Source organism: Lactiplantibacillus mudanjiangensis, assembly GCF_005405385.1.
Lineage (GTDB): Bacteria > Bacillota > Bacilli > Lactobacillales > Lactobacillaceae > Lactiplantibacillus > Lactiplantibacillus mudanjiangensis.
Genome location: NZ_BJDY01000003.1, coordinates 257,554 through 279,156, shown reverse-complemented (window position 1 = coordinate 279,156; position 21,603 = coordinate 257,554). Strand labels below are relative to the sequence as shown.

17 protein-coding genes are annotated in these 21,603 nt (G+C 44.2%); 1 reads left to right on the top strand and 16 read right to left on the bottom strand.

Features of this window, described 5'->3' with window-relative positions:
• Window positions 1-2 precede the first annotated feature (2 nt).
• The 16 genes from glgB to dnaA all read right to left on the bottom strand — a co-directional run bounded on the left by glgB (window position 3) and on the right by dnaA (window position 20,897).
• Window positions 3-1,889 carry a 1,4-alpha-glucan branching protein GlgB gene (glgB, locus tag FFM84_RS06130; RefSeq protein WP_130844495.1) on the bottom strand — a complete coding sequence of 629 codons (1,887 nt, stop codon included), beginning with the start codon at window positions 1,887-1,889 and terminating at the stop codon, window positions 3-5.
• A gap of 350 nt (window positions 1,890-2,239) precedes the next feature.
• Window positions 2,240-3,490 (bottom strand): glutamate-5-semialdehyde dehydrogenase, encoded by a 1,251-nt coding sequence (locus FFM84_RS06125; protein WP_130844496.1) that lies wholly within the window; start codon window positions 3,488-3,490, stop codon window positions 2,240-2,242.
• Between the two features lie 17 nt (window positions 3,491-3,507).
• The gene (gene proB / locus FFM84_RS06120; RefSeq protein WP_130844497.1) at window positions 3,508-4,305 is read right to left on the bottom strand and encodes a glutamate 5-kinase; all 798 of its coding nucleotides are present in this window, start codon (window positions 4,303-4,305) and stop codon (window positions 3,508-3,510) included.
• A 49-nt stretch (window positions 4,306-4,354) separates the two neighbouring features.
• Window positions 4,355-5,557 carry an MDR family MFS transporter gene (locus FFM84_RS06115; protein WP_130844498.1) on the bottom strand — a complete coding sequence of 401 codons (1,203 nt, stop codon included), beginning with the start codon at window positions 5,555-5,557 and terminating at the stop codon, window positions 4,355-4,357.
• Between the two features lie 154 nt (window positions 5,558-5,711).
• Window positions 5,712-7,151, bottom strand: coding sequence for a replicative DNA helicase (dnaB, locus tag FFM84_RS06110; RefSeq protein WP_130844499.1), 1,440 nt, complete (start codon window positions 7,149-7,151; stop codon window positions 5,712-5,714).
• Window positions 7,152-7,166: 15 nt separating this feature from the next.
• Window positions 7,167-7,619, bottom strand: a complete 453-nt coding sequence (gene rplI / locus FFM84_RS06105) for a 50S ribosomal protein L9 (protein ID WP_130844500.1) — start codon at window positions 7,617-7,619, stop codon at window positions 7,167-7,169.
• A 12-nt stretch (window positions 7,620-7,631) separates the two neighbouring features.
• Window positions 7,632-9,644, bottom strand: coding sequence for a DHH family phosphoesterase (locus FFM84_RS06100; protein ID WP_130844501.1), 2,013 nt, complete (start codon window positions 9,642-9,644; stop codon window positions 7,632-7,634).
• Window positions 9,645-10,319: 675 nt separating this feature from the next.
• The gene (gene rpsR / locus FFM84_RS06095) at window positions 10,320-10,556 is read right to left on the bottom strand and encodes a 30S ribosomal protein S18 (protein WP_003641635.1); all 237 of its coding nucleotides are present in this window, start codon (window positions 10,554-10,556) and stop codon (window positions 10,320-10,322) included.
• A 37-nt stretch (window positions 10,557-10,593) separates the two neighbouring features.
• A complete protein-coding gene (ssb, locus tag FFM84_RS06090) occupies window positions 10,594-11,193 on the bottom strand; it encodes a single-stranded DNA-binding protein (protein WP_130844502.1) in 600 nt (199 codons plus the stop codon).
• A 43-nt stretch (window positions 11,194-11,236) separates the two neighbouring features.
• Complete coding sequence (rpsF, locus tag FFM84_RS06085) at window positions 11,237-11,536, bottom strand: 30S ribosomal protein S6 (RefSeq protein WP_130844503.1); 300 nt, start codon at window positions 11,534-11,536, stop codon at window positions 11,237-11,239.
• 265 nt (window positions 11,537-11,801) lie between these two features.
• Window positions 11,802-14,354 (bottom strand): DNA gyrase subunit A, encoded by a 2,553-nt coding sequence (gene gyrA / locus FFM84_RS06080; protein WP_130844504.1) that lies wholly within the window; start codon window positions 14,352-14,354, stop codon window positions 11,802-11,804.
• Window positions 14,355-14,403: 49 nt separating this feature from the next.
• Window positions 14,404-16,350, bottom strand: a complete 1,947-nt coding sequence (gene gyrB / locus FFM84_RS06075) for a DNA topoisomerase (ATP-hydrolyzing) subunit B (protein ID WP_130844505.1) — start codon at window positions 16,348-16,350, stop codon at window positions 14,404-14,406.
• A complete protein-coding gene (gene recF, locus FFM84_RS06070) occupies window positions 16,347-17,471 on the bottom strand; it encodes a DNA replication/repair protein RecF (RefSeq protein WP_130844506.1) in 1,125 nt (374 codons plus the stop codon). The genes gyrB and recF overlap by 4 nt, the downstream gene beginning before the upstream one ends.
• Window positions 17,472-17,702, bottom strand: a complete 231-nt coding sequence (yaaA, locus tag FFM84_RS06065) for a S4 domain-containing protein YaaA (protein ID WP_130844507.1) — start codon at window positions 17,700-17,702, stop codon at window positions 17,472-17,474.
• A 518-nt stretch (window positions 17,703-18,220) separates the two neighbouring features.
• Window positions 18,221-19,360: a DNA polymerase III subunit beta gene (gene dnaN / locus FFM84_RS06060; protein WP_130844508.1), complete on the bottom strand. Its 1,140-nt coding sequence runs from the start codon at window positions 19,358-19,360 to the stop codon at window positions 18,221-18,223.
• 175 nt (window positions 19,361-19,535) lie between these two features.
• Window positions 19,536-20,897, bottom strand: a complete 1,362-nt coding sequence (gene dnaA, locus FFM84_RS06055; RefSeq protein WP_130844509.1) for a chromosomal replication initiator protein DnaA — start codon at window positions 20,895-20,897, stop codon at window positions 19,536-19,538.
• Between the two features lie 499 nt (window positions 20,898-21,396).
• On the opposite strand from dnaA, the gene rpmH reads away from it, so the two are divergent.
• Complete coding sequence (gene rpmH, locus FFM84_RS06050; RefSeq protein ID WP_003640225.1) at window positions 21,397-21,531, top strand: 50S ribosomal protein L34; 135 nt, start codon at window positions 21,397-21,399, stop codon at window positions 21,529-21,531.
• Window positions 21,532-21,603: the final 72 nt, after the last annotated feature.

Genomic DNA, 21,603 nt, shown 5'->3' with positions numbered 1-21,603 from the left:
TGTCACCGACTCCTTTTTTCAACACGCTGTGACCGAATTAATAGCGCCCCCATCGCAGGCAGTGTGACCTCAAAGCTAGCGGGTTGGCCATGATACGGTTGTTCAATCGCCGTAAAGGTCGTCTCGAGTTTGGTCCAAGTACCCCCAAAGGCTTGCGCTTCAGTATTTAGTAACAACTCATATTGTCCTGGATACGGTACACCGATTTGATAGTGCCGCCGTTCAATTGGCATAAAATTAAACGCGGCCACCACAAAACTATACTTCCGCTTAGCTTGGCGAATAAAACCCATCGTTGCGCTAGCAGGATCATCCGTATACGTATAAATGAGACCAGCTGGATCATGATCCAATTCCCATAATGGTCGATTCTCACGATAAACCTGATTCAACGTTTGGGTGAACTGTTGCATGCCATGGTTTAACGGATCTTTTAGATCCACCCACTCTAGCTGACTCCAATCACGCCATTCTAAAAATTGCCCCCACTCCGAGCCCATAAAATTCAAGACTTTGCCTGGAAAAGCCAGCATGTAAGTCAGCATCGTCCGTAAATTGGCGAATTGATTATACCGGTCACCCGGCATTTTATGCATGAGTGACTTTTTGCCATGCACGACTTCATCATGGGAAAACGGTAAGATAAATTGTTCATCATAAAGATAGACAAATGCAAAGGTGAGTAACTCGAAATGATCACGTCGTTGCCACGGATCTAATTGAAAAAAGGCCAACGTATCATGCATCCAGCCCATGTTCCATTTGTAATTAAACCCGAGACCGCCTTGATCAACTGATGCGGTGACTTGCGGATACGCTGATGATTCTTCAGCGATCATTAAGACATCAGGATGTTGTTCAAAAATGAGTGTGTTCAATCGTTTTAAGAAGGCGATCCCTTCTAGATTTCGATTATCACCAAATTGATTACGCTGCCCCGCACGCCCTTCGTCGTAATCAAGATAGAGCATATTCGATACCGCATCGACACGTAACCCATCCAGATGACAATCTGTTAACCAGAATAACGCGCTGGAAATGAGAAAGCTTTGGACTTGGGCTTTACCAAGATCAAAATTCCAAGCCCCCCAACGCCGATTATTGGCACGATCCGGGTCTTGATATTCAAAGGTTGGCGTCCCATCATATTGATATAACGCATCGTAATTGCGGATAAAGTGTCCGGGTACCCAATCAACAATCACACCAATATTAGCTTGATGGCATTGATCGACTAACTTTAAAAAGTCTAGCGGTGTTCCAAATCGACTTGTCGGTGCGAAATACCCCAATTGTTGATAGCCCCATGACGCATCTAATAAATGTTCCATGACTGGCATGAGCTCGATGTGGGTATAACCTAACTTTTTGACGTATGGAATTAAGGTTTCTGAAAGTTCCTTGTAAGTATAATAGCGACCATCCGAATGACGCCGCCACGACCCTAAATGGACTTCATAAATATTGATTGGTCGGTTAGCTGACCGTGATTTTTTACGACGAGCTAACCATAAACTGTCATGCCATTGCATCGGCGTGGGATCCGGAACCACACCAGCATCGCCGGGCTTTTTTTCAAACTGACGGGCAAACGGGTCAATTTTAGCCTGAACGTGTCCCGCTGCGTCCGTCACTTGAAATTTATACAAGTCGCCAACTTGAACGCTGGCGACCGCCCCGACCCAAATTCCGGTTTTTGGGAGTAACATCAATGGGATCGGTTGCCAATCGTTAAAACTCCCGATGACTTGAACGAGTTGGGCATGCGGTGCCCAAACCCGAAAGCTAACTTGTGTCGCTGATTCCCAGTGACAGCCCAAATATTGTTGACTTTGATATTGTGCTCCGGTATTAAATAAATAACTTTGCGTTGCCGCGACTTTTTCCAACCGTGGTCACCCCCAAATAGGTGTCTGACTAACCGACTAAAACTGGCTTCATTATACGAACCAGTGCCATTATTGCCCAGACTTGATAAGTTGGCCTTATTATGTCGAACTTATTGACCCAAAACGTTGTGCTACCAATCATTCGGTAACTTTGGCCACGCAAAAAGCTGGAAACTGTCTATTGATAACAGTTTCCAGGAATTGCGTTCTAATCGCATTTGGCTCGCAATCGCCATTAATTTCAAAAAAACGCCAAATAATTGAGTTTATTAATTTAAACACTTACCAAATTAACAAAAAAAGTCACTGACAACGCATCGTCATCAGTAACTTTGCTAAACAATTGTTGGCTATTGCCGAACTTGGCCGTTACCATCAATCACGTACTTGTAGGCCGTTAATTCATTCAAGCCCATTGGCCCCCGTGCATGTAATTTTTGCGTGGAAATACCAATTTCGGCTCCAAATCCAAATTCAAACCCATCCGTAAAGCGCGTCGACGCATTAATATAAACACAGGCTGCATTAACACGTTGCTGGAAAACCTTCCCGGCTTGGTAGTTATCCGTCACGATGGCTTCTGAATGTTGCGTGTTATAGCGATTAATATGTGCAATCGCGTCAGCTTCAGAATCGACCACCTTAATCGCTATAATGAGATCATTATATTCTGTCGCCCAATCCGCAGCCGTAGCCGGTACCACATCAGGCACAATCGCCTGAGTCGCCGTATCACCGCGAACCTCTACGCCTTGATCGCGCAGTGCTTGGATAATCGTTGGTAAATAGTCGGCCGCAACTGCACGATGAATTAAAACTTTTTCCGTTGCGTTGCAAACTGAGGGCCGTTGTACTTTTCCGTTCACAATAATCTTCGTCGCCATGTCTAATTGTGCGGCTTGATCGACATAAACATGACAGTTACCCGCACCAGTCTCAATGACAGGTACTGTTGCTTGGGTTAACACCGCTTGAATCAAGCGCGCACTCCCGCGTGGAATTAAGACATCAACATAATCTGTCAGTCGCATAAAAGCTGCCGCCGTTTCGTGCGACGTATCTTGAATGAGCTGAATCGCATGACGATCCACATCAGCAGCTTGTAAGACATCCTGCAACACGTTAACTAGGGCTTGATTAGAATGCAAGGCTTCCTTCCCCCCGCGCAAAATCACGGCGTTACCCGTCTTAAAACATAATCCCGCCGCATCCACGGTGACATTAGGCCGAGCTTCAAAGATCATCCCAATGACCCCTAATGGGACTCGTTCTTTCGCAATCAATAGTCCAGCATCGTTGCGCCAAGCCCGATCAACATTGCCAATCGGATCAGGTAATGCCGCCACTTGACGTAAGCCAGTGGCCATTTCAGTCAAACGCGCTGACGTTAACGTTAAGCGGTCAACAAATTTAGCCGGAATTTGTGGATTCGCTAAATCCTTGGCGTTAGCCGCTAAAATCGGTGCCTGTTGGTCAATTAAGGCCTGCGCCATTGCCAATAAAATGGCATTCTTTTGTTTCGTTGATAATAACCCTAACGTGTAGCTAGCTTGTTGCGCCTGCTGCCCTAATGTCGTTAAAGCCGTTGTTGCTGCATCCATAACGTTTCCTCCTAACACTATCCAAACAACGTACCGACTGATTCACCAGCCAAAATATCAAAAATAATGGTGGGATCGGCGCCATTTGCTAAAATCATTTGCCCATCTGCTTGTATCATCCGTTCTGCAGCCTTGAGCTTGGTCACCATTCCACCAGTGCCAAAACGACTGCCACTACCACCGGCTAATGCATAAGTATCATCGGTCACCGCTGGAACATGCGCCAATAAATTGGCGGCCGTATCCGCATGCGGATTACCATCGTAAAAGCCATCAATATCAGATAGCATAATCAACAGATCAGCCCCAATATTGGTTGCAACGACCGCCGACAACTGATCATTATCACCAAATTTGGTTTCATGATCCAATTCATCAACCGCAACGGTATCATTTTCATTAACGATTGGCACAATTTTTTGCGCGAGTAACGCTTCAAAGGTATTCAACACATTTTGATGACTCTTCGGATAGATAAAAATATCGCGGGTCAATAAAAGTTGCCCGATCTTTTGTTCATAAACGGCAAATCGTTCTTTATAAATTGAAATTAATTCAGACTGCCCAATCGCCGCAATCGCCTGTTGTTCTGGGATAGCTTTTGGCCGTTGGGTTAACCCGATATAGTTCAATCCGACCCCAATCGCCCCGGATGAAACGAGCACGACTTCGCGACCCCGATGCCGCATCGCACTAATGACAAATGCCAATTGATCAATGGCCCGTAAATTAATTGACCCATCGGGATAAACTAACGTACTCGTCCCGACTTTAATGACGACGCGTTTTGCTGATAACTGTCGTTTTACTCCCACTATTGCCACCAACTTCTTCATTATTTAATTGTTTCACGTGAAACATTGTTTATTTTTTAAGTGGTTCCTGCAAATAATTAACTGCGCGTTTCTGATTCCAATGAACGACACCCACATTAACAGCAAGCACGACCATCAATATCATAAACGCCACTAAGAACAGACTTTTATAGGACCAATTGTCAATAATGACCCCGCCAAATAATGGCCCTAACGACCGACCTAGCGCACTAAACGCCTGAACTAGGCCTTGATACCGCCCTTTAGCTTTTAAGGGAGACAATTGGCTAACTAAGGTTGGCATGGCCGGTGACCAGGTCGCCTCACCAATCGTCAATAACACCATTGCAAAAATAAAATGAGCATAATCATGCGCACTAATCAGTGACAGAAATGATAATCCGACAAATAACATGCCAAAGAAGAATTGATGATAAAGACTCTTAATTCGATCACCCAATAAACTTAGCACACTTTGAATCACGACTAACAGTCCCGCATTAACCGTCCATAATAAACTATAATTGCGTAATGGCAACCCCAGATTGGTCATGTAAACCGATAAATTGCTCACCCATTGCTCGTAAACCAGCCAAATCATAAAGAGACTAATAAAGAACGTCCAAATCATGCGGCCATTAGCTTTCGGTAGTCGACTAGCCGTTGCTTGTCGCGGATCAACGCCAGTAACTTGACTGGCATCCACATTGTATTTAAAAATCGCAATGACTAAGAAGATCACGAAGAGACTCGTCGTCATTGAGAATAGCTTAGCCATTCCCATTTGATACACGATTCCGACAAATAACGTGCCAAACACCACACCCAGATTAGCTGCTAAATACATCAGCGTAAACGTCCGGCGTACTTTTTGCCGGGGCACACTAGCCGCTAACGCATTAAACATGGTATTTAGCCACCCACTAGCAAAGCCGGTAATCACCAGCAAGATTGGGTACCACGGCCAACCATGCATCCAGATCAACGAAAAGTTAGCCGCCCCATTCAGCCCGATTCCCAGCAAAAGCAACGTATAAGGATTGTGCCGATCAAAGATACGACCACCAATCGTACTGGCGCAAACGTTAGCAATCGAGTTGAGCATTAACACCACGCCAGTTTCGGTGAGTGATTTTCCTAGCACATTATGCATATAAATCGTCGTTAACGGCCAAATGAAGCTCATGCCAATATTATTCATAAATTGCCCAGCAATTAACCACGGAATCCCGATTGCTGACTTTTTTACCATGCGCTCACCGTCCTTTTTTGATTGCTAGCCCTAGCATCGGGAATTAAGTCTATCATATCACAGCCAATTCTAATTTTATGTAACAAAAGATAACAGCTGTCCTTTAGAAACCAAATAAAAAAGCCTGAGATCATATCCCAGACTTCTGAATTCACTATGGATTTTGCGGGTCTTGCGCGTAGGAAACTGACGAGAATTTATTGAATGGTTTGACAAACAATAACTTAACCGTCCCCCGCGCCCCAGCTCGGTTCTTTTCAATAATAACTTCAACTTCACCGACATCTTCGGAAGCATCTTGATCACGTGGATCGCCACCGTTAAAGTCGCCTCCGCCACCACCAAAGTTACCACCACCGCCATCGTCGTCTTCACCATCGGCCCGATCATAATAATCTTCCCGATAGAGGAAAGCGACGATATCGGCATCTTGTTCGATTGACCCAGATTCACGAATATCAGATAGCACCGGTCGTTTATCCTGCCGTTGTTCAACACCACGTGATAACTGGGACAACGCAATAACTGGAATGCCTAATTCCTTAGCTAACTTTTTCATTTGCCGTGAAATTTCAGACACTTCTTGTTGCCGACTTTCCGTATTACTACCTTCAATCAGCTGCAAGTAATCGACCACGATTAAGCCGAGGCCGCCTTGTTCTTTCGCTAACCGGCGACTCTTGGCCCGGATTTCAGACATCTTAATCCCTGGGGTATCATCGATAAAGATGCTTGCCTTGGACAAACTCCCCATGGCGACCACCAAGTGTTCCCACTCTTCTTCATCTAATTGCCCAGTTCGCAGATGACCAGCGTCAATACTACCTTCGGCACAGAGCATCCGATTAACTAGTGACTCAGCCCCCATTTCCAAACTGAAAATGGCTACTGTAGAATCGGTCTTGGTTGCCACATTTTGCGCAATGTTTAACGCAAAGGCGGTCTTCCCGACGGCCGGTCGCGCGGCTAAAATGATCAAGTTATCAGGTTGTAGTCCAGCGGTCATTTTATCCAATTCCGCAAAGCCAGTTGGTAAACCGGTAATATCATCATCATTTTGATACAAACGATCAATCTCTTCAATTGACGAATTCAACACATCGGCAATTGACTTAAACCCACTTTGATTCCGCTGTTCAGAAACATTCATGATTTCTCGTTCAGCGTCATCAAGTAACGTGGTGACATCGTCATTTTCGGTATACGCTTTAGTCGTAATTTCGGTCGCGGTCTTAATTAACCGCCGCACCGTTGCTTTTTGCGCCACGATTTTAGCATAATAACCTGCATTAGCTGCCGTTGGGACCGAGCCAGCTAGTTCGGCAATATAACTCATCCCACCGACATCTTCTAATTGATTTTGCGCCGTCAACAAGTCACTGACTGTCACCGCATCAATCGCCTCATCACGGTCATTTAAAATAACCATGGCGGCAAAAATAATCTGATGGGCCCGGCGATAAAAGTCGGGGGCTTCCACGAATTCCATCGCTTCTACCAAAGCATCGCTATTTAAGAAAATAGCCCCTAGCACCGCTTTTTCAGCTTCAAGGTTTTGTGGCGGGGTTTGATCAATTAACCCATCGTTGTTCATGTGCGGTCCGTCCTTTTACTTTTCCACCACGTGCACACGAATCTTAGCTGTCACTTCTGGGTGCAGCTTAACGGGCACGTTGGTATAGCCTAAAACCCGAATTGGATCAGGTAATTCAATCTTACGTTTATCTAATTTAACTTGGTATTGATCGGCTAATGCCTTGGCAATTTGCTTGCTAGGAATTGAACCGAATAAGCGGCCATCAGTCCCAGCCTTAGCAGTAAGTTCAACGACCGTGCTATCGGCCTCTAAAGTCGTCTTAACCGTCTTAGCTTCAGCTAATTCTTCCGCAGCCCGAGCAGCTTCTGACTTTTGTTCTGCCTTTAAGGTGTTAATGGCAGCTTTAGTGGCTTCTTTAGCCAATCCTTTTTTGATTAAAAAGTTTTGTGCATAACCATCGGGCACGTTCTTCACTTGGCCCCGTTTACCTTTACCACGAACATCACTAAGAAAAATAACTTGCATGTCTGATCACTCCTAATTAGATTCTGATTGTTGTGTATCTGGTGCCGTCAAGATATCAATCAACGCTTGCTTAACTTCTTCCACTGATTGCCCTTCGATTTGAGTCGCCGCATTTGATAAATGCCCACCCCCACCGAGTTGTTCCATGTAGACTTGCACATTAATCTCGCCAAGTGATCGCGCTGAAATTCCAACTCGACCATCTTCACGACGGGTAATGACAAAGGAAGCGTCCACACCGGACATGGCTAACAATGAATCGGCAGCTTGGGCAGCCGTGACTGGATCATAAGCCTGGTCATTTTCGCCCACACATAGCGCCATATCTTGATTCACAAATTCAACGGATTCAATCAAATGATTCCGTTGTAAGTAACTATCGACATTTTCCTTCATGAACTGTTGCACGAGCAGACTGTCGGCACCAGCCGAGCGCAAATAACTGGCCGCATCAAAGGTCCGTGAACCGGTCCGTAGTGAGAAGGACTTCGTATCAATGACGATCCCCGTCAACATTGCCGTGGCCTCAATCTTATTAATTGGTTCCGCATCATGTGATTGATACTCAAACATTTCGGTAATTAACTCACAAGTTGATGAGGCATATGGTTCAATATAAACCAAAACGGGATTTTCTGGAAATTCTTCGCCTCGCCGGTGATGGTCAATAATCATCACGCGATTTTCCAACCGTTCATACAAGGCTTTTGACATCGAGATGCTAGCCTTAGAATGGTCAGCCATGACTAGCAAACTCTGGTCCGTCGCTTTTTCCAAAGCTTCAGCTGGTGAAATAATGGATGCCGAAATGTTTTCGTCTAATTTTAATTGGTCTAATAACCGTTGAATGTCGGAATGCAGGTTTTGCTCATCTAAAACAATCCAGCATTGCTTGCCATTCATTTCCGCAATCCGCCGAATCCCTAAACAAGCCCCAACGGCATCCATATCTGGTTGATGATGCCCCTGAACGAAGACTTGATCAGACTGATTCATCAATTCAATCAGGGTCTGACTAATCATCCGGGCCCGAACCCGAGTCCGCTTTTCCATTGGATTCGTCTTGCCACCATAAAAGCGGGCCGGCTCATCTTCAGCTTTAACGACAACTTGATCGCCACCACGACCTAAGGCTAAGTCCATGTTACTTTGAGCCAAGTCCGCTAAGTTATTCATATTGCGTTCACCATAGGCGATCCCAATACTCAACGTTAATGGGAAGTTTTGCTTCGACGTTGATTCCCGAATCCGATCAAGAATTCGGAATTTATTTTCTTCAACCCGCCGCAAACTATTGGCATAGCCGAGTAAGAAGAAATGGTCATCATCCAGACGTTTCAAATACATCCCAAAGGTTTGCGTCCACTTCGATAACTCATTAGTGACGTAATTATTCAGATTCGAGATATCTGTATCCGCCATTGATTGGGTAATTTCATCATAGTTATCCAAGAAGATCTGCCCAATCACCAGTTTTTCATCTTCAAATTGATCAGCCAATTCAGCGTACTTAGTCACGTCCATTAAATATAACGTTCGCGTACTATCCTGAACCCGTAAATCAAATTGATAATCTTGCCAACAAATCGTGGCTGGCTGATCACCATGTTCCGCGACAGCCGCCGCTAGCTCTGGGTCTAATTCTTCCAAGCGATAACCGATCACATCCCGATCACCAAAGTACCGTTGTAAGTACGGATTGATCCATTCGATCGTTTGGTCCGCATTAAACAAGAGTACCCCAATCGGCATTTGAATTAACGCCGCTTGTTCGCCTCGCTTAATCCGGTATGATAAATCTGAAATATACTCATTAGCGCTTGAACTTAACTCAATCAACGTGTTATATGACATAATGCTAGCTAAAATGATTAGAATTAGAACCACCGTTCCGAATATCCAATTCATTAAAAAGCCCGTCACTAGCGTAATCAGCGATAAGCCAAAGATAACTAACGCCAACAATCGCAATTGTTGATTTTGTAAGAAAAATGGAATGTTTTCGCGCGAAAAAAATTTTTTCATTTGAAATTCCCTCAAAAGTTCTATAGTAATAATTATATTTTATCACAAACCACGTTAGCATTTCAGTGTCGTTCGTCTGACAACACGCAAAATCCATCGAACTAACGCTACGTTGTCTAACCAAACGGCCGTTTTGCTTTAAAGATTGTATGAAATATAGTCGTAGAAATCTTACTAGTATCACCTAAATTAGTCACCTACGCCAGCCAGTGATTCTGCCGGCTGTGGGACCGACTGCAGCCAAAATGCGGGCTTCCGTCTCGCTTTTAAGCCTAGAAAATCACTAGTCTCAAAAGACGTCCACATCGTAAGCCCGGAAAACTCATCCGGACTAACGATGTTTTCATGGCCGGCGCCATCACTGGCTGACTCCGGTTATATTGCGGACAATTAATCAATTTAGTCATCGTCATAACCGAGAGCGAGTCCACATTGGGCCAAGCCGTGGGGGGCTCTTAGCGATTTATCGCTTAGAGACTGGCGCTTTTGAAACACGGTTTTAGTGGTTCAAAACGACGGCTCAGACCGCTTTTTTGGCTGAGCCGGTCCGCCCACAGCGTTCCGGCTCAATGTGGGCGAACGGTAGGTGGCAAGTTACTTCTGATCAGCAATCATTACTAAAAATAACCAAATAAAAACCACGGAAATAAATTCCGTGGTTTTAAATGATCAGTTTTAGTCTTCGGAAACGAAGGCTAATAAGCCCATAATCCGAGCACGTTTGATCGCGATTGTTAAAGAACGTTGGTTCTTAGCACTCGTCCCAGTCACACGACGTGGCAAGATCTTCCCACGTTCAGAAATGAAACGACGTAATAAGTCAGTATCTTTATAATCGATGTATTCGATATGGTTTGCGGCGATGAAGTCGACTTTACGACGACGACGGCCACCTCTTCTTTGTTGAGCCATGATTATTTCCCTCCTCTAATAACTGCAGGTAACCTGCTTAGAATGGTAAATCATCATCGGAAATATCAATTTGATCCCCACTGTTAGCAAATGGATCAGCTTGACTAGCATTGCTGCCACTAGCTGCCCCATTATTAGCATTAGCGTTGCCGCTATTACCATTACCAAAGGGATTGTTATTTGCCGCCGATGATTGTTGAGGAGCGTTATTTTGGCCACCTTGATAACCACCATTGTTATTATTGCCGTAGCTGTTACCACCATTATTCGTGTTGGTATTGCCACCGCCGTTAGCAGCCCGATAGCGTTCGGATTCTGCCCGCGATTCCAATAGTGAGAAGTTTTCAGCGACCACTTCAGTTACATAGACCCGTTGGCCCTGTTGGTTTTCATAATTCCGGGTTTGAATCCGGCCATCAATCCCAACCAGGGATCCTTTATGGGTAAAGTTCGCAAAATTTTCAGCAGCTTTACGCCAGATGACGCAGTTGATGAAATCAGCTTCACGTTCCCCATTTTGGTTAGTGAAATTCCGGTTAACAGCTAGCGAAAATGTCGCTACAGCCGCACCACCAGAAGTGTATCGTAACTCAGGATCTCTTGTTAGTCGGCCAACAAGAACTGTACGGTTAATCATAACAGAAGTGCTCCTCTCTCAATTTATTTCAAGTTTGTTGTAATTAGTCTTCGCGACGAACGATCATGTGACGTAAAATGTCATCATTGATCTTTGAAAGACGGTCGAATTCGTTTAAAGCAGCATCATCGGTAGCAGTTAAGTTAACGATATGATACGTACCTTCATTGTAACCACCGATTTCGTATGCGAAACGGCGTTTTGACCAATCTTTTGAATCAATTACTTCAGCACCGTTATCAGTTAAGATTTTGTCAAAACGATCAACAACGGCTGTCTTAGCAGCATCGTCGATGTCTGGGCGTACGATGTAAGTAATTTCATATTTCTTTGATTCACTCATGAAATTTGCACCTCCTTATGGACTTCAGGCCCTTTCCTTTGAAAGAGCAAGGAAAGTAATCTAAGTGAGACTTAGATACTCACGAATTACAAGTATAGCATCTAAGTCAATTTGTTGCAAGGGTTGACGCAGCCGACAAAACAAAAAAATCCTAAGCTTCGATACGTCTTACAACTACGTAAAACGATCAGCGCCAATTTAATTTCCCGGGCAATAAAAAAGTTGCCACTAATCAAATTAGTGAACAACTTTTTTAAAATTCTAGTTAAGCTTGATCTTCTGGTGTGGTTGAATCAGTTGACGTCGCGTCTACCGATTCATCAACTGAATCCGAATTTGTGGCTTCAGTATCAGGTGTTTCACCATCGGCTTCATCGATCGTTTCTGGATCAACTTTGGCCATCGTGGCCACTTTACCGTTGTCATCAATCCGAATCAGGCGAACCCCTAAAGTCGCCCGACCCGTTTGCGAAACGGTTGCGATATTAAAGCGAATCATCACCCCTTGGTCAGTCATCACCATAATATCTTCAGCACCAGTCACGGTCGTTAAGCCGGCTAATGAGCCGTTCTTATCGGTGACATTAGCTGTCTTGATCCCTTTACCACCACGACCCTTAATTGGGTAATCAGCGGCTGGGGTTTGTTTACCATAACCTTTTTCAGTAATGATAAAGACCTTACTGTCAGGCTTCAAGATATCAAAACCGACAACATAATCGTCATCGCGTAACCGAATCCCACGAACCCCAGCAGCGGTCCGACCCATTGACCGAACCGTGCCTTCGTCAAAGCTAACGGCATAACCAGCATGCGTCCCGATAATCATATTTTGATGACCATCAGTAATCGTGACACCGATTAATTCATCGTCATCCTTCAACGTGATTGCCTTTAATCCATTACTGCGGATATTGGCAAATTCTTGGACAGGCGTCCGTTTCACGACCCCATTCAAGGTGGTGAAGAACAAGAAGTCATCGCTGGTGTTGGCATCGCCGCGCACATTAACGACCGCTTGAATTGTTTCACCGGAATTAACGCCTAACAAGTTAATGACTGGGATTCCTTTGGCCGTGCGACCGTATTCTGGAATCTCATAGGCTTTCATCCGATAAACTTTACCGGCATTGGTGAAGAACAAGAGCACGTCATGCGTTGAGGTCGTCAAGAGATGCTCAATAAAGTCATCATCATGAACATCCATCCCTTGAATCCCACGACCACCACGATGCTGCGACTTGAATTCAGTCGTTGGCAAGCGTTTGATGTAGCCATTGTGCGTTAAGGTAACGGCAACTTCTTCTTCTTCGATTAAGTCTTCGTCTTCAAGGCTCAAGACTTCCCCGATCATCAATTCAGTCCGACGTTCATCGCCAAACTTACGTTGAATTTCAAGCAATTCTTCGTAAATGATTTGGTTTAGCCGTTCTTTGCTACCCAAGATCACTTTGTAATCCGCAATAGCTTTCAAAAGATCTTGGTATTCACTTTCGATCTTTTCACGTTCCAAACCGGTCAACCGAACGAGCCGCATATCCAAGATTGCTTGGGCTTGTTTATCAGACAACCCATAGTTATCCATCAATTGATTCTTCGCAATTTCACTCGTCTGTGAATGACGAATAATTGAGATGATTTCATCGATGTGATCTAAGGCAATCCGTAAGCCTTCTAAGATGTGTGCCCGTGCTTGAGCTTTCTTCAAATCAAATTCAGTCCGCCGCCGGATGACATCTTCTTGATGTTCCAAGTAGTAGGTCAAAATTTGTTTCAAGCTCAAGACTTTTGGCGCACCTTTGACGATCGCCAACATGTTGAACCCAAAGTTCGTTTGCATCAAGGTCATCTTGTACAAGTTGTTCAAGATCACTGAAGCACTCGCATCACGACGCACGTCAATCACGACCCGCATCCCTTCACGGTCACTTTCATCATTGATGTCGGTGATCCCTTCGATTTCTTTATCACGAGCTAACGATGCAATCCGTTCGATTAATTTAGCTTTGTTGACCATATATGGTAATTCAGTGACAATAATCCGTTGCTTACCATTCTTTTGTTCTTGAATGTCAACTTTTGCCCGGATAATGATATTACCCCGACCAGTTTCGTAAGCTTTCCGAATACCGGACTTACCCATCACAATCCCACCAGTTGGGAAATCAGGACCTGGGACGGCTTCCATCAAATCAGCCGTCGTCACGTCAGGATTATCCATCAACAAGTGAATAGCAGAAATGACTTCCGACAAATTATGTGGTGGAATATTGGTCGTCATCCCAACCGCAATCCCAGTCGCCCCATTAACTAGCAGGTTCGGGAAACGTGCTGGTAAAACTTCTGGTTCGCGTTCAGTATCATCATAGTTTGGTTGCCAGTTAACGGTATCCTTATTGATATCGCGTAACATTTCAACCGCAATTTTGCTCATTCGAGCTTCGGTATACCGCATGGCCGCGGCACCGTCACCATCGACGGACCCAAAGTTCCCATGACCATCAACTAGCATGTAGCGATAACTGAAGTCCTGCGCCATCCGGACCATTGATTCATAAATTGCCGAGTCCCCATGGGGATGATATTTCCCCATGACATCGCCGACAATTCTGGCCGATTTCTTGTAAGGTTTTTCAGGGGTGACCCCTAGTTCACTCATCCCATATAGAATCCGCCGATGGACGGGTTTTAACCCATCACGAACATCAGGTAATGCCCGCGCCACGATGACACTCATGGCATAACTTAAGAACGATGTTCGCATCGTCTTCGACAAATTCACATCGGTTATTCGCGTTGGTAAATCTGATTCAGCCAAGTCTTGTATCCTCCTTTATCGATGTTTTAACCAGCTTTTCAGCTACACATTAAACATCGAGATCCTTAACAAACACCGCGTTATCCTCAATAAATTGCCGCCGGGGTTTGACTTGATCCCCCATTAACATCGAGAACACGTCATCGGCATCGGCCGCATCTTCATCACGCACCCGTAGTAAGCGGCGCTTTTCAGGATCCATTGTGGTTTCCCACAATTGTTCAGCATCCATTTCACCTAACCCTTTGTATCGTTGGACAACTGGTTTTGGTGATGGCGCCAATTGACCCATGACTTCACTTAATTCTTCATCGGAATCAATATAACGTACGAACTTACCTTGACGGACTTGATACAGTGGTGGCTGAGCAATGTAAACGAATCCAGCATCCACTAATGGCCGCATGTAGCGGTAGAACAAGGTCAATAACAAGGTCCGAATATGGGCCCCATCGACATCGGCATCGGTCATGATGATTAACTTGTGGTAGTTGGCTTTGCTCAAGTCAAAGTCACCACCAAAACCAGTGCCCATCGCCGTAAAGAGTGACCGAATTTCTTCATTCGCCAAAATCTTATCGATGCTGGCCTTTTCCACGTTCAAGATTTTCCCCCGGATTGGCAAGATCGCTTGCGTTAACCGCGACCGGCCTTGTTTTGCAGACCCACCGGCGGAATCCCCTTCAACAATGAATAATTCACTGATTTCAGGGTCTTTGCTGGAGTTATCGGCTAACTTACCAGGTAAATTACTAATTTCAAGACCACTCTTTTTCCGAGTGACTTCCCGCGCGCGTTTCGCTGCTACGCGGGCTTTAGAAGCTAGCATCCCTTTGTCGACCACTTTACGACCGATGCTAGGATTTTCTAACAAATACTTATTGAAGTGTTCTGAGAACAACCGATCAACCGCTGCCCGCGCATCGGAATTTCCTAATTTGGTCTTGGTTTGCCCTTCAAATTGAGGATCGGGATGCTTGACACTGACAACCGCCGTCATCCCTTCACGGACATCTTCACCGGACAAATTAGCATCGTTATCTTTCAACAAATTATTCTTACGGGCATAATCATTAATAACCCGGGTTAAGGCTCGTTTGAACCCTTCTTCATGGGTCCCACCTTCGTAGGTATGAATGTTATTCGTAAAGGTTAATAAGTTGCTGTGATAATCGTCGGTATATTGTAACGCGACTTCCACGGTGATTCCATTTTGTTCCCCTTCAACGTAAATTGGTTCGGGGAATAGGACCGTCTTATTTTTGTCCAAGTATTCGACATAATGCCGAATCCCGCCTTCATACAAGAAGTCTTGTTCGGTTGGCTCGTCAAGACGATTATCACGAATCGAAATTTGTAGCCCTTTATTCAAGAAAGCCAATTCGCGAATTCGTGTCGTTAAAATATTAATATCGTAAGTGGTGGTTTCTCGGAAAATATCTGGATCGGGTACAAAATGAACAGCAGTCCCATGGGCATCTTCTGGCGCCGTCCCGATGACCTTCATCTGAGTCTTAACTTTCCCACGTTCAAAGTCCATGTAATAGACTTTGCCGTTTCGAGTAACTTTAACGTCTAAGGTTTCGGATAAGGCATTCACAACTGAAGCCCCAACCCCATGTAACCCACCGGAAACTTTATAGCCGCCACCGCCGAATTTACCACCGGCATGCAGAATCGTATAAACCGTTTCTAGCGCTGGCTTGCCTGTCTTCTTTTGAATATCAACTGGAATCCCACGCCCATTATCGGTAACGGTGATACTGTTATCTTTTTCGACCGTGACGTGAATTTCATTGGCAAAACCGGCCAAGGCTTCATCGATCCCATTATCGACAATTTCCCAAACTAAATGGTGGAGTCCTTGGCTACTAGTTGTCCCAATATACATTCCGGGCCGTTTACGAACAGCTTCTAAGCCTTCCAAGACTTGAATCTGACTGGCATCATATTCACGTGCCCGTTCTAGCTTGGTTTCTTTTTCATTTTCGGTCACTGCGGTTCCTCCTCATGTAAACTGCCTTGGTTTACTTCAAATACCTTTGGCGCTTTGATTAATTTACGGGCAACCCCATCCAGACTAGGCGTCGTCAAGAAAGTTTGGACTTTATCTTGAATCGCCGTCAGTAAATGCGTCTGCCGGGCTGCATCTAATTCCGAAAGCACGTCATCTAAGAGCAAGACCGGATATTCACCGGTCTCCGCCTTCATTAAGTCAATTTCGGCTAATTTCACCGATAGGGCCGTGGTGCGTTGTTGTCCCTGCGACCCAAAAGTTTGAACATTTTTATCATTCACACTGAATTGCAGATCGTCACGGTGTGGTCCGAGTAACGTTGTCCCTTGAAAGATTTCTTTAGCCTGCTGTTGTTGATACAAGGCTTGCAACGCCGGATATAACTCAGCAGCTGTAGTCGTTTGTGTCGTATCAACCTGAGTCACATAATGAAACGTCAAGGTTTCTTGTTCTTGGGTAATCGTCGCATGGACTTGTTGCGCCCAGGTCTGCAATTGTTGTAATAATTCTAAGCGTTTCGCAATGATTTCGGCACCAAATGCCGCCAGCTGATCAGATAGGACCCCTAAGTAGACCTTATCTTTAGCTTGCTGACGGTTCAATTGCCGCAAGTATTGATTGCGTTGTTTCAAAATGGTCCGATACTGGCTCAGGTTATAGAGATACTTGGGACTCATCTGACCAAATTCCATATCCATAAACCGACGACGAACCGCGGGCGCCCCTTTCACAATCGCAAGATCTTCTGGGGCAAACACGATCACGTTTAAATTGCCAATATATTGCGACAATTTCGCCTGTTCCAAATGATTAACTCGCGCACGTTTACCATGACGTCCTAATTCTAGTTCCAGTGGGACACTGCCAGTGGTCTTGTGCAATCGACCTTTCAATGTCGCGGTCGTTGTTTGCCAACGAATTAGTTCTTTATCATTAGCCGTTCGATGACTACGCGTTAAGGCCAGCACATAAATCGCTTCAAGCAAGTTCGTCTTACCTTGTGCATTTTGTCCGAGCAACACATTAACGCCAGAACTAAAATTGACCGTTAAATCGGCATAATTCCGAAAATCATGTAACGCTAAATTCTCTAAATACATCTAATCAGTCGTTTCTAACTGGGACTGCACCACATAAGTGCCTTCACCGGTAACGGTTACCGTATCGTCAGAATATAATTTACGTCCACGACGATCTTCTGGTTCATCGTTAACCAGCACCGTGTTTTCTCGTAAGAACCACTTTGCTTGGCCGCCGGATTCAATAATTGATTCTTCTTTCAATAATTGGCCTAACGTAATAAATAAGGCATTGATTCGTACTGTTTGCATGACATTGTCACCTGCCTAACCTTCCAAATTGACTTAAAAACGCGTGCTCCTAGGACTCTAGCGCACTTCTCAACAAGTTATATTATACCGTTTTTTTTATGAAAATTCAATTTATTACCGCGTTCAGAGCCATTTTAAGCCGATTTAAGCAAAACTAATGTCGGGGTACCAACCCGGGGGTAAATTCGCTAAAAATTTAAAAATATGCCGATTTCGTTAAAATTACCTTTATTTTTTTACCGAAACGCTGATGAAAACGGTTCTTGCTAACACGATGTTACTTGAAGTTAACTGACACCTCTGGCTGTTTTAGCCGACAATTATGGGATTCAGCGTAATAATCAGTCTCACTGCATAAACTAATGCTAGCGTCAGTTTATGTGTAACTTCAAAAATCACAAGAACGTTTAGTCCCCTATTTAACACGTCTTCTAGACCTAGATAACCACAAAAAAACGCGCGACAATCTAGTTGAGATTGTCGCGCGTTTCAGTTGATTTGAATAATTATTCAGCTAATTAGAACGTCCGAACCGGCGTAATTAATTGAATAAAGTTTTCGCCTTCTTCAGTTGGCACTAACGTAAATGGTCGTAATGCCATCGTGAATGAAATCTTGATCATAGCTTGGCCGAATGAACGCAGAGCTTCTTTCATGTAATCAGGGTTAAATGAAATTTCTAATTCATCCCCACTTAATTCAGCTGGTTGCAACTGTTCGGTAACTTCACCGACATCTGGTGAATTCCCAAAAATGGTAATGGTCTTGTCCGTTGGATTAACCGAGAAGCGAACCACGTTATTCCGACTTGCATGTGATAACAACGATGCCCGTTCAATTGCGGCCGATAATGCTGGTGCTTCAATTTCAACGGTTGTGTTAGATTCTTTTGGAATTAACCGTGACGTATCTGGGTAATTACCTTCTAACAAGCGTGAGTAAAAAGCTGTGTGACCAAGCATGAAGAGCACTTGATTTTCTGACAACCGCATTTGGACGTCTGGATTATCATCACCAATCATACGTGACAATTCCGTTAAGCTTTTCCCAGGAATGATCACATCGTAGTCCGCATTGTTGGCTTCTGGTAACTTGATTTTCCGTTGACTTAACCGATGAGAATCGGTAGCGACGGCCAAAAATTCACCATCTTTCAAAATAAAGTGAATCCCGGTTAAAATCGGACGACTTTCTTGATTTGATACGGCAATAACCGTTTGACCGATCAATTCTTTGAACACATCGCCTGCCAAGGTGATGGTATTGGTTGTATCAATTTCGGGTAGATGCGGATAATTATCAGGATCTAACCCATTGATGGTAAATGAAGCTGCGCCTGAGGTAATTTGTGTTTGGAACCCATCTACTAAGGCGACCGTCATCGTTTCTTCAGGCAATTTTTTAACAATTTCACTAAAGAAACGAGCAGTTAAGACAACTGAACCCGGTTCTTCAACAACTAACGTATTGTTGTCATCGTCAGCTGGAATGGTGGTTTCAATTGAAATATCAGCGTCACTACCGGTTAAGGTAATGCCATCAGTAGAAACATCAATTTTTAACCCCGTTAATATGGGAATCGTCGTCTTTGATGAAATAGCTCGTTGAACGTTGTTTAATTCTTTAATAAAAGCAGCGCGATTGATCGTGAACTTCATATCGTAAATCCTCTCTTCTTGGTGACACGGTTTAATATATATTAGTAAAGATAAGGTCGTAGTAACAGTAGGGCAGTGGGTAATGTGGAAAAGTTTTGAAACCCTACTAACCATCGAGTTTTCCACATGTGCATAAGCTGTGGAAAACTTTTAGACTTTTCCGGTTTTATCCACACTACGCTTTGAGCTGACTCTTTAAATCGCCGATGGCTTGTTGCAATTCAATGTCAGTTTTAAGCGCTGCCGAAATTTTATCGTAGGCGTGAATGACCGTTGTATGATCTTTCCCACCAAATTCATTCCCGATTCGTGGCAATGAACTGTCGGTTAATTCCCGCGATAAGTACATCGCAATTTGTCGTGGCGTGACAATTTGTTTGTTGCGTTTCTTCCCTTTAAGGTCGGCCATCGTGAGGTGATAGTACTTGGCAACCTTTTCCTGAATGACGGGAATTGACACTTCGGATAATTTATTACTAAGGTTGAGACTCTTCAACGCATCAGCGACTAAACTGGTACTGATTGGGGAGTTGTTCAGCCGGGAATAAGCTTGAACTCGGGCTAAAGCCCCTTCCAATTCTCGCACATTCGAATCGATTTGACCCGCGATATAACTCAGCGTGTCATCAGGAATCGCAATGCCTTCTAGATCAGCTTTGTTCCGCAAAATGGCGATCCGGGTTTCGAGATCTGGCGGCGTAATATCAACCGATAAGCCCCACTTAAACCGCGACACTAAACGATCTTGGAGTTGTGGAATTTCGTTTGGTAACCGATCAGATGTTAACACGATTTGTTTATCGTCTTCATATAAAGCATTAAATGTATGGAAGAATTCTTCCTGTGTCGCTTCTTTATTCGCAAAAAATTGAATATCATCGACTAGTAGTAAATCGACGTCGCGGTAAGTTTCACGAAAGGCTTTTTGGCGCCCAGTTTGAATGGCGGTAATCAAGTCATTTGTGAAGGCCTCACTGGTCACATATTTGACCCGGTAATTAGGATTACTTTCCAATAATTTGTTACCGATGGCGTGCATTAAATGAGTCTTGCCTAAGCCCACACCACCATAGAAAAACAACGGATTATACATGGTGCCCGGTTCTTCGGACACAACTAAAGCGGCAGCATGCGCCATTTGGTTCCCTTTACCAATGACGAAGCTTTCGAATGTATATTTCGGGTTGAGTTTCGTTTCCCGCATAAATGTGGGGGTAGTTGCCGTGGCAGTTTCGGCACTTGCAACGTTACCGGTCGCAGCTTGCGATTTTTTGGTGAGCTGCTGACGTTCTTCTTCGGTGATCATCACGGGACTGATCTCTTCGTTAGTTGCTTGAAAGGCATAGTCACGAAACTTGTCCGCTAGATTATTTTCCCAATAATCGCGGTGTAGTTTGGTCGGTACCTCAATCGTCATTTGGGACTGATTGAGTTGTAGTGGATTAGCCGGTTCAACAAACGTTTGAAAAGTCATGGGTGATAGATCACTCTTCAGAGAGAACTTAATGATATTCCATAAATCATTTCGTTCCAGCACTTGGATACCCCTTTTCTTAAAAAAACGTAAGTCTATTTTAGCATGAACAATAAAAGTTTTCCACAGCTATAAAGTCACACAAAGAACGTGCTGTTAGACAAGTTATGCACAGGACGGTAAAAATCGGAGTATTTCTCCATAAAAGTGAGTTGTCCACAAAAAGATGGTTAAAAGTGGCCTTGATAGATCAAGGATTGATTGAGTTATGCACATCAAATGGATTGCTTGTGGAAAACTAAATCACACCTTGTCAATCTGTCGACAAGTCGGTGAGTAACTTGGGGATAGTCAAAAGCACAATTTGAGTAATCCACAAGATCATCAACGGATGTTGTGCGGAACTTAGGCTTGAAAAGCGCAGCGATTATTTATTTGGAGGTTTTCAAATCAGATAATTTATGCTATAGTATCTAGGAAATGCGTTTAGATATAGACTGCGTTTTGAAAATAACGACTTAATCTAATTGATTCATGTCATTATAGAGAAGGAGGTGTCATGATGAAGAGAACTTACCAACCAAAGAAGCGGCATCGTCAACGTGTCCATGGCTTCCGCAAACGGATGAGCACCAGCAACGGCCGTAAAGTGTTAGCTCGTCGACGCCAACGGGGCAGAAAAGTATTGTCTGCATAGGCCACTGATAATCAGTGGCTTTTTCTTTACAGTCCTGAGTGACTTCGGTCATTGAGGGCTGTAAAGTTGTGT

Coding starts and splice junctions, on each gene's coding strand:
- rpmH (WP_003640225.1), top strand. CDS start 21,397: ATGAAGAGAACTTACCAACCAAAGAAGCGGCATCGTCAACGTGTCCAT.
- dnaN (WP_130844508.1), bottom strand. CDS start 19,360: ATGAAGTTCACGATCAATCGCGCTGCTTTTATTAAAGAATTAAACAAC.
- rpsR (WP_003641635.1), bottom strand. CDS start 10,556: ATGGCTCAACAAAGAAGAGGTGGCCGTCGTCGTCGTAAAGTCGACTTC.
- FFM84_RS06115 (WP_130844498.1), bottom strand. CDS start 5,557: ATGGTAAAAAAGTCAGCAATCGGGATTCCGTGGTTAATTGCTGGGCAA.
- dnaB (WP_130844499.1), bottom strand. CDS start 7,151: ATGAACAACGATGGGTTAATTGATCAAACCCCGCCACAAAACCTTGAA.
- FFM84_RS06100 (WP_130844501.1), bottom strand. CDS start 9,644: ATGAAAAAATTTTTTTCGCGCGAAAACATTCCATTTTTCTTACAAAAT.
- rplI (WP_130844500.1), bottom strand. CDS start 7,619: ATGCAAGTTATTTTTCTTAGTGATGTTCGTGGTAAAGGTAAACGGGGC.
- recF (WP_130844506.1), bottom strand. CDS start 17,471: ATGTATTTAGAGAATTTAGCGTTACATGATTTTCGGAATTATGCCGAT.
- ssb (WP_130844502.1), bottom strand. CDS start 11,193: ATGATTAACCGTACAGTTCTTGTTGGCCGACTAACAAGAGATCCTGAG.
- yaaA (WP_130844507.1), bottom strand. CDS start 17,702: ATGCAAACAGTACGAATCAATGCCTTATTTATTACGTTAGGCCAATTA.
- rpsF (WP_130844503.1), bottom strand. CDS start 11,536: ATGAGTGAATCAAAGAAATATGAAATTACTTACATCGTACGCCCAGAC.
- FFM84_RS06125 (WP_130844496.1), bottom strand. CDS start 3,490: ATGGATGCAGCAACAACGGCTTTAACGACATTAGGGCAGCAGGCGCAA.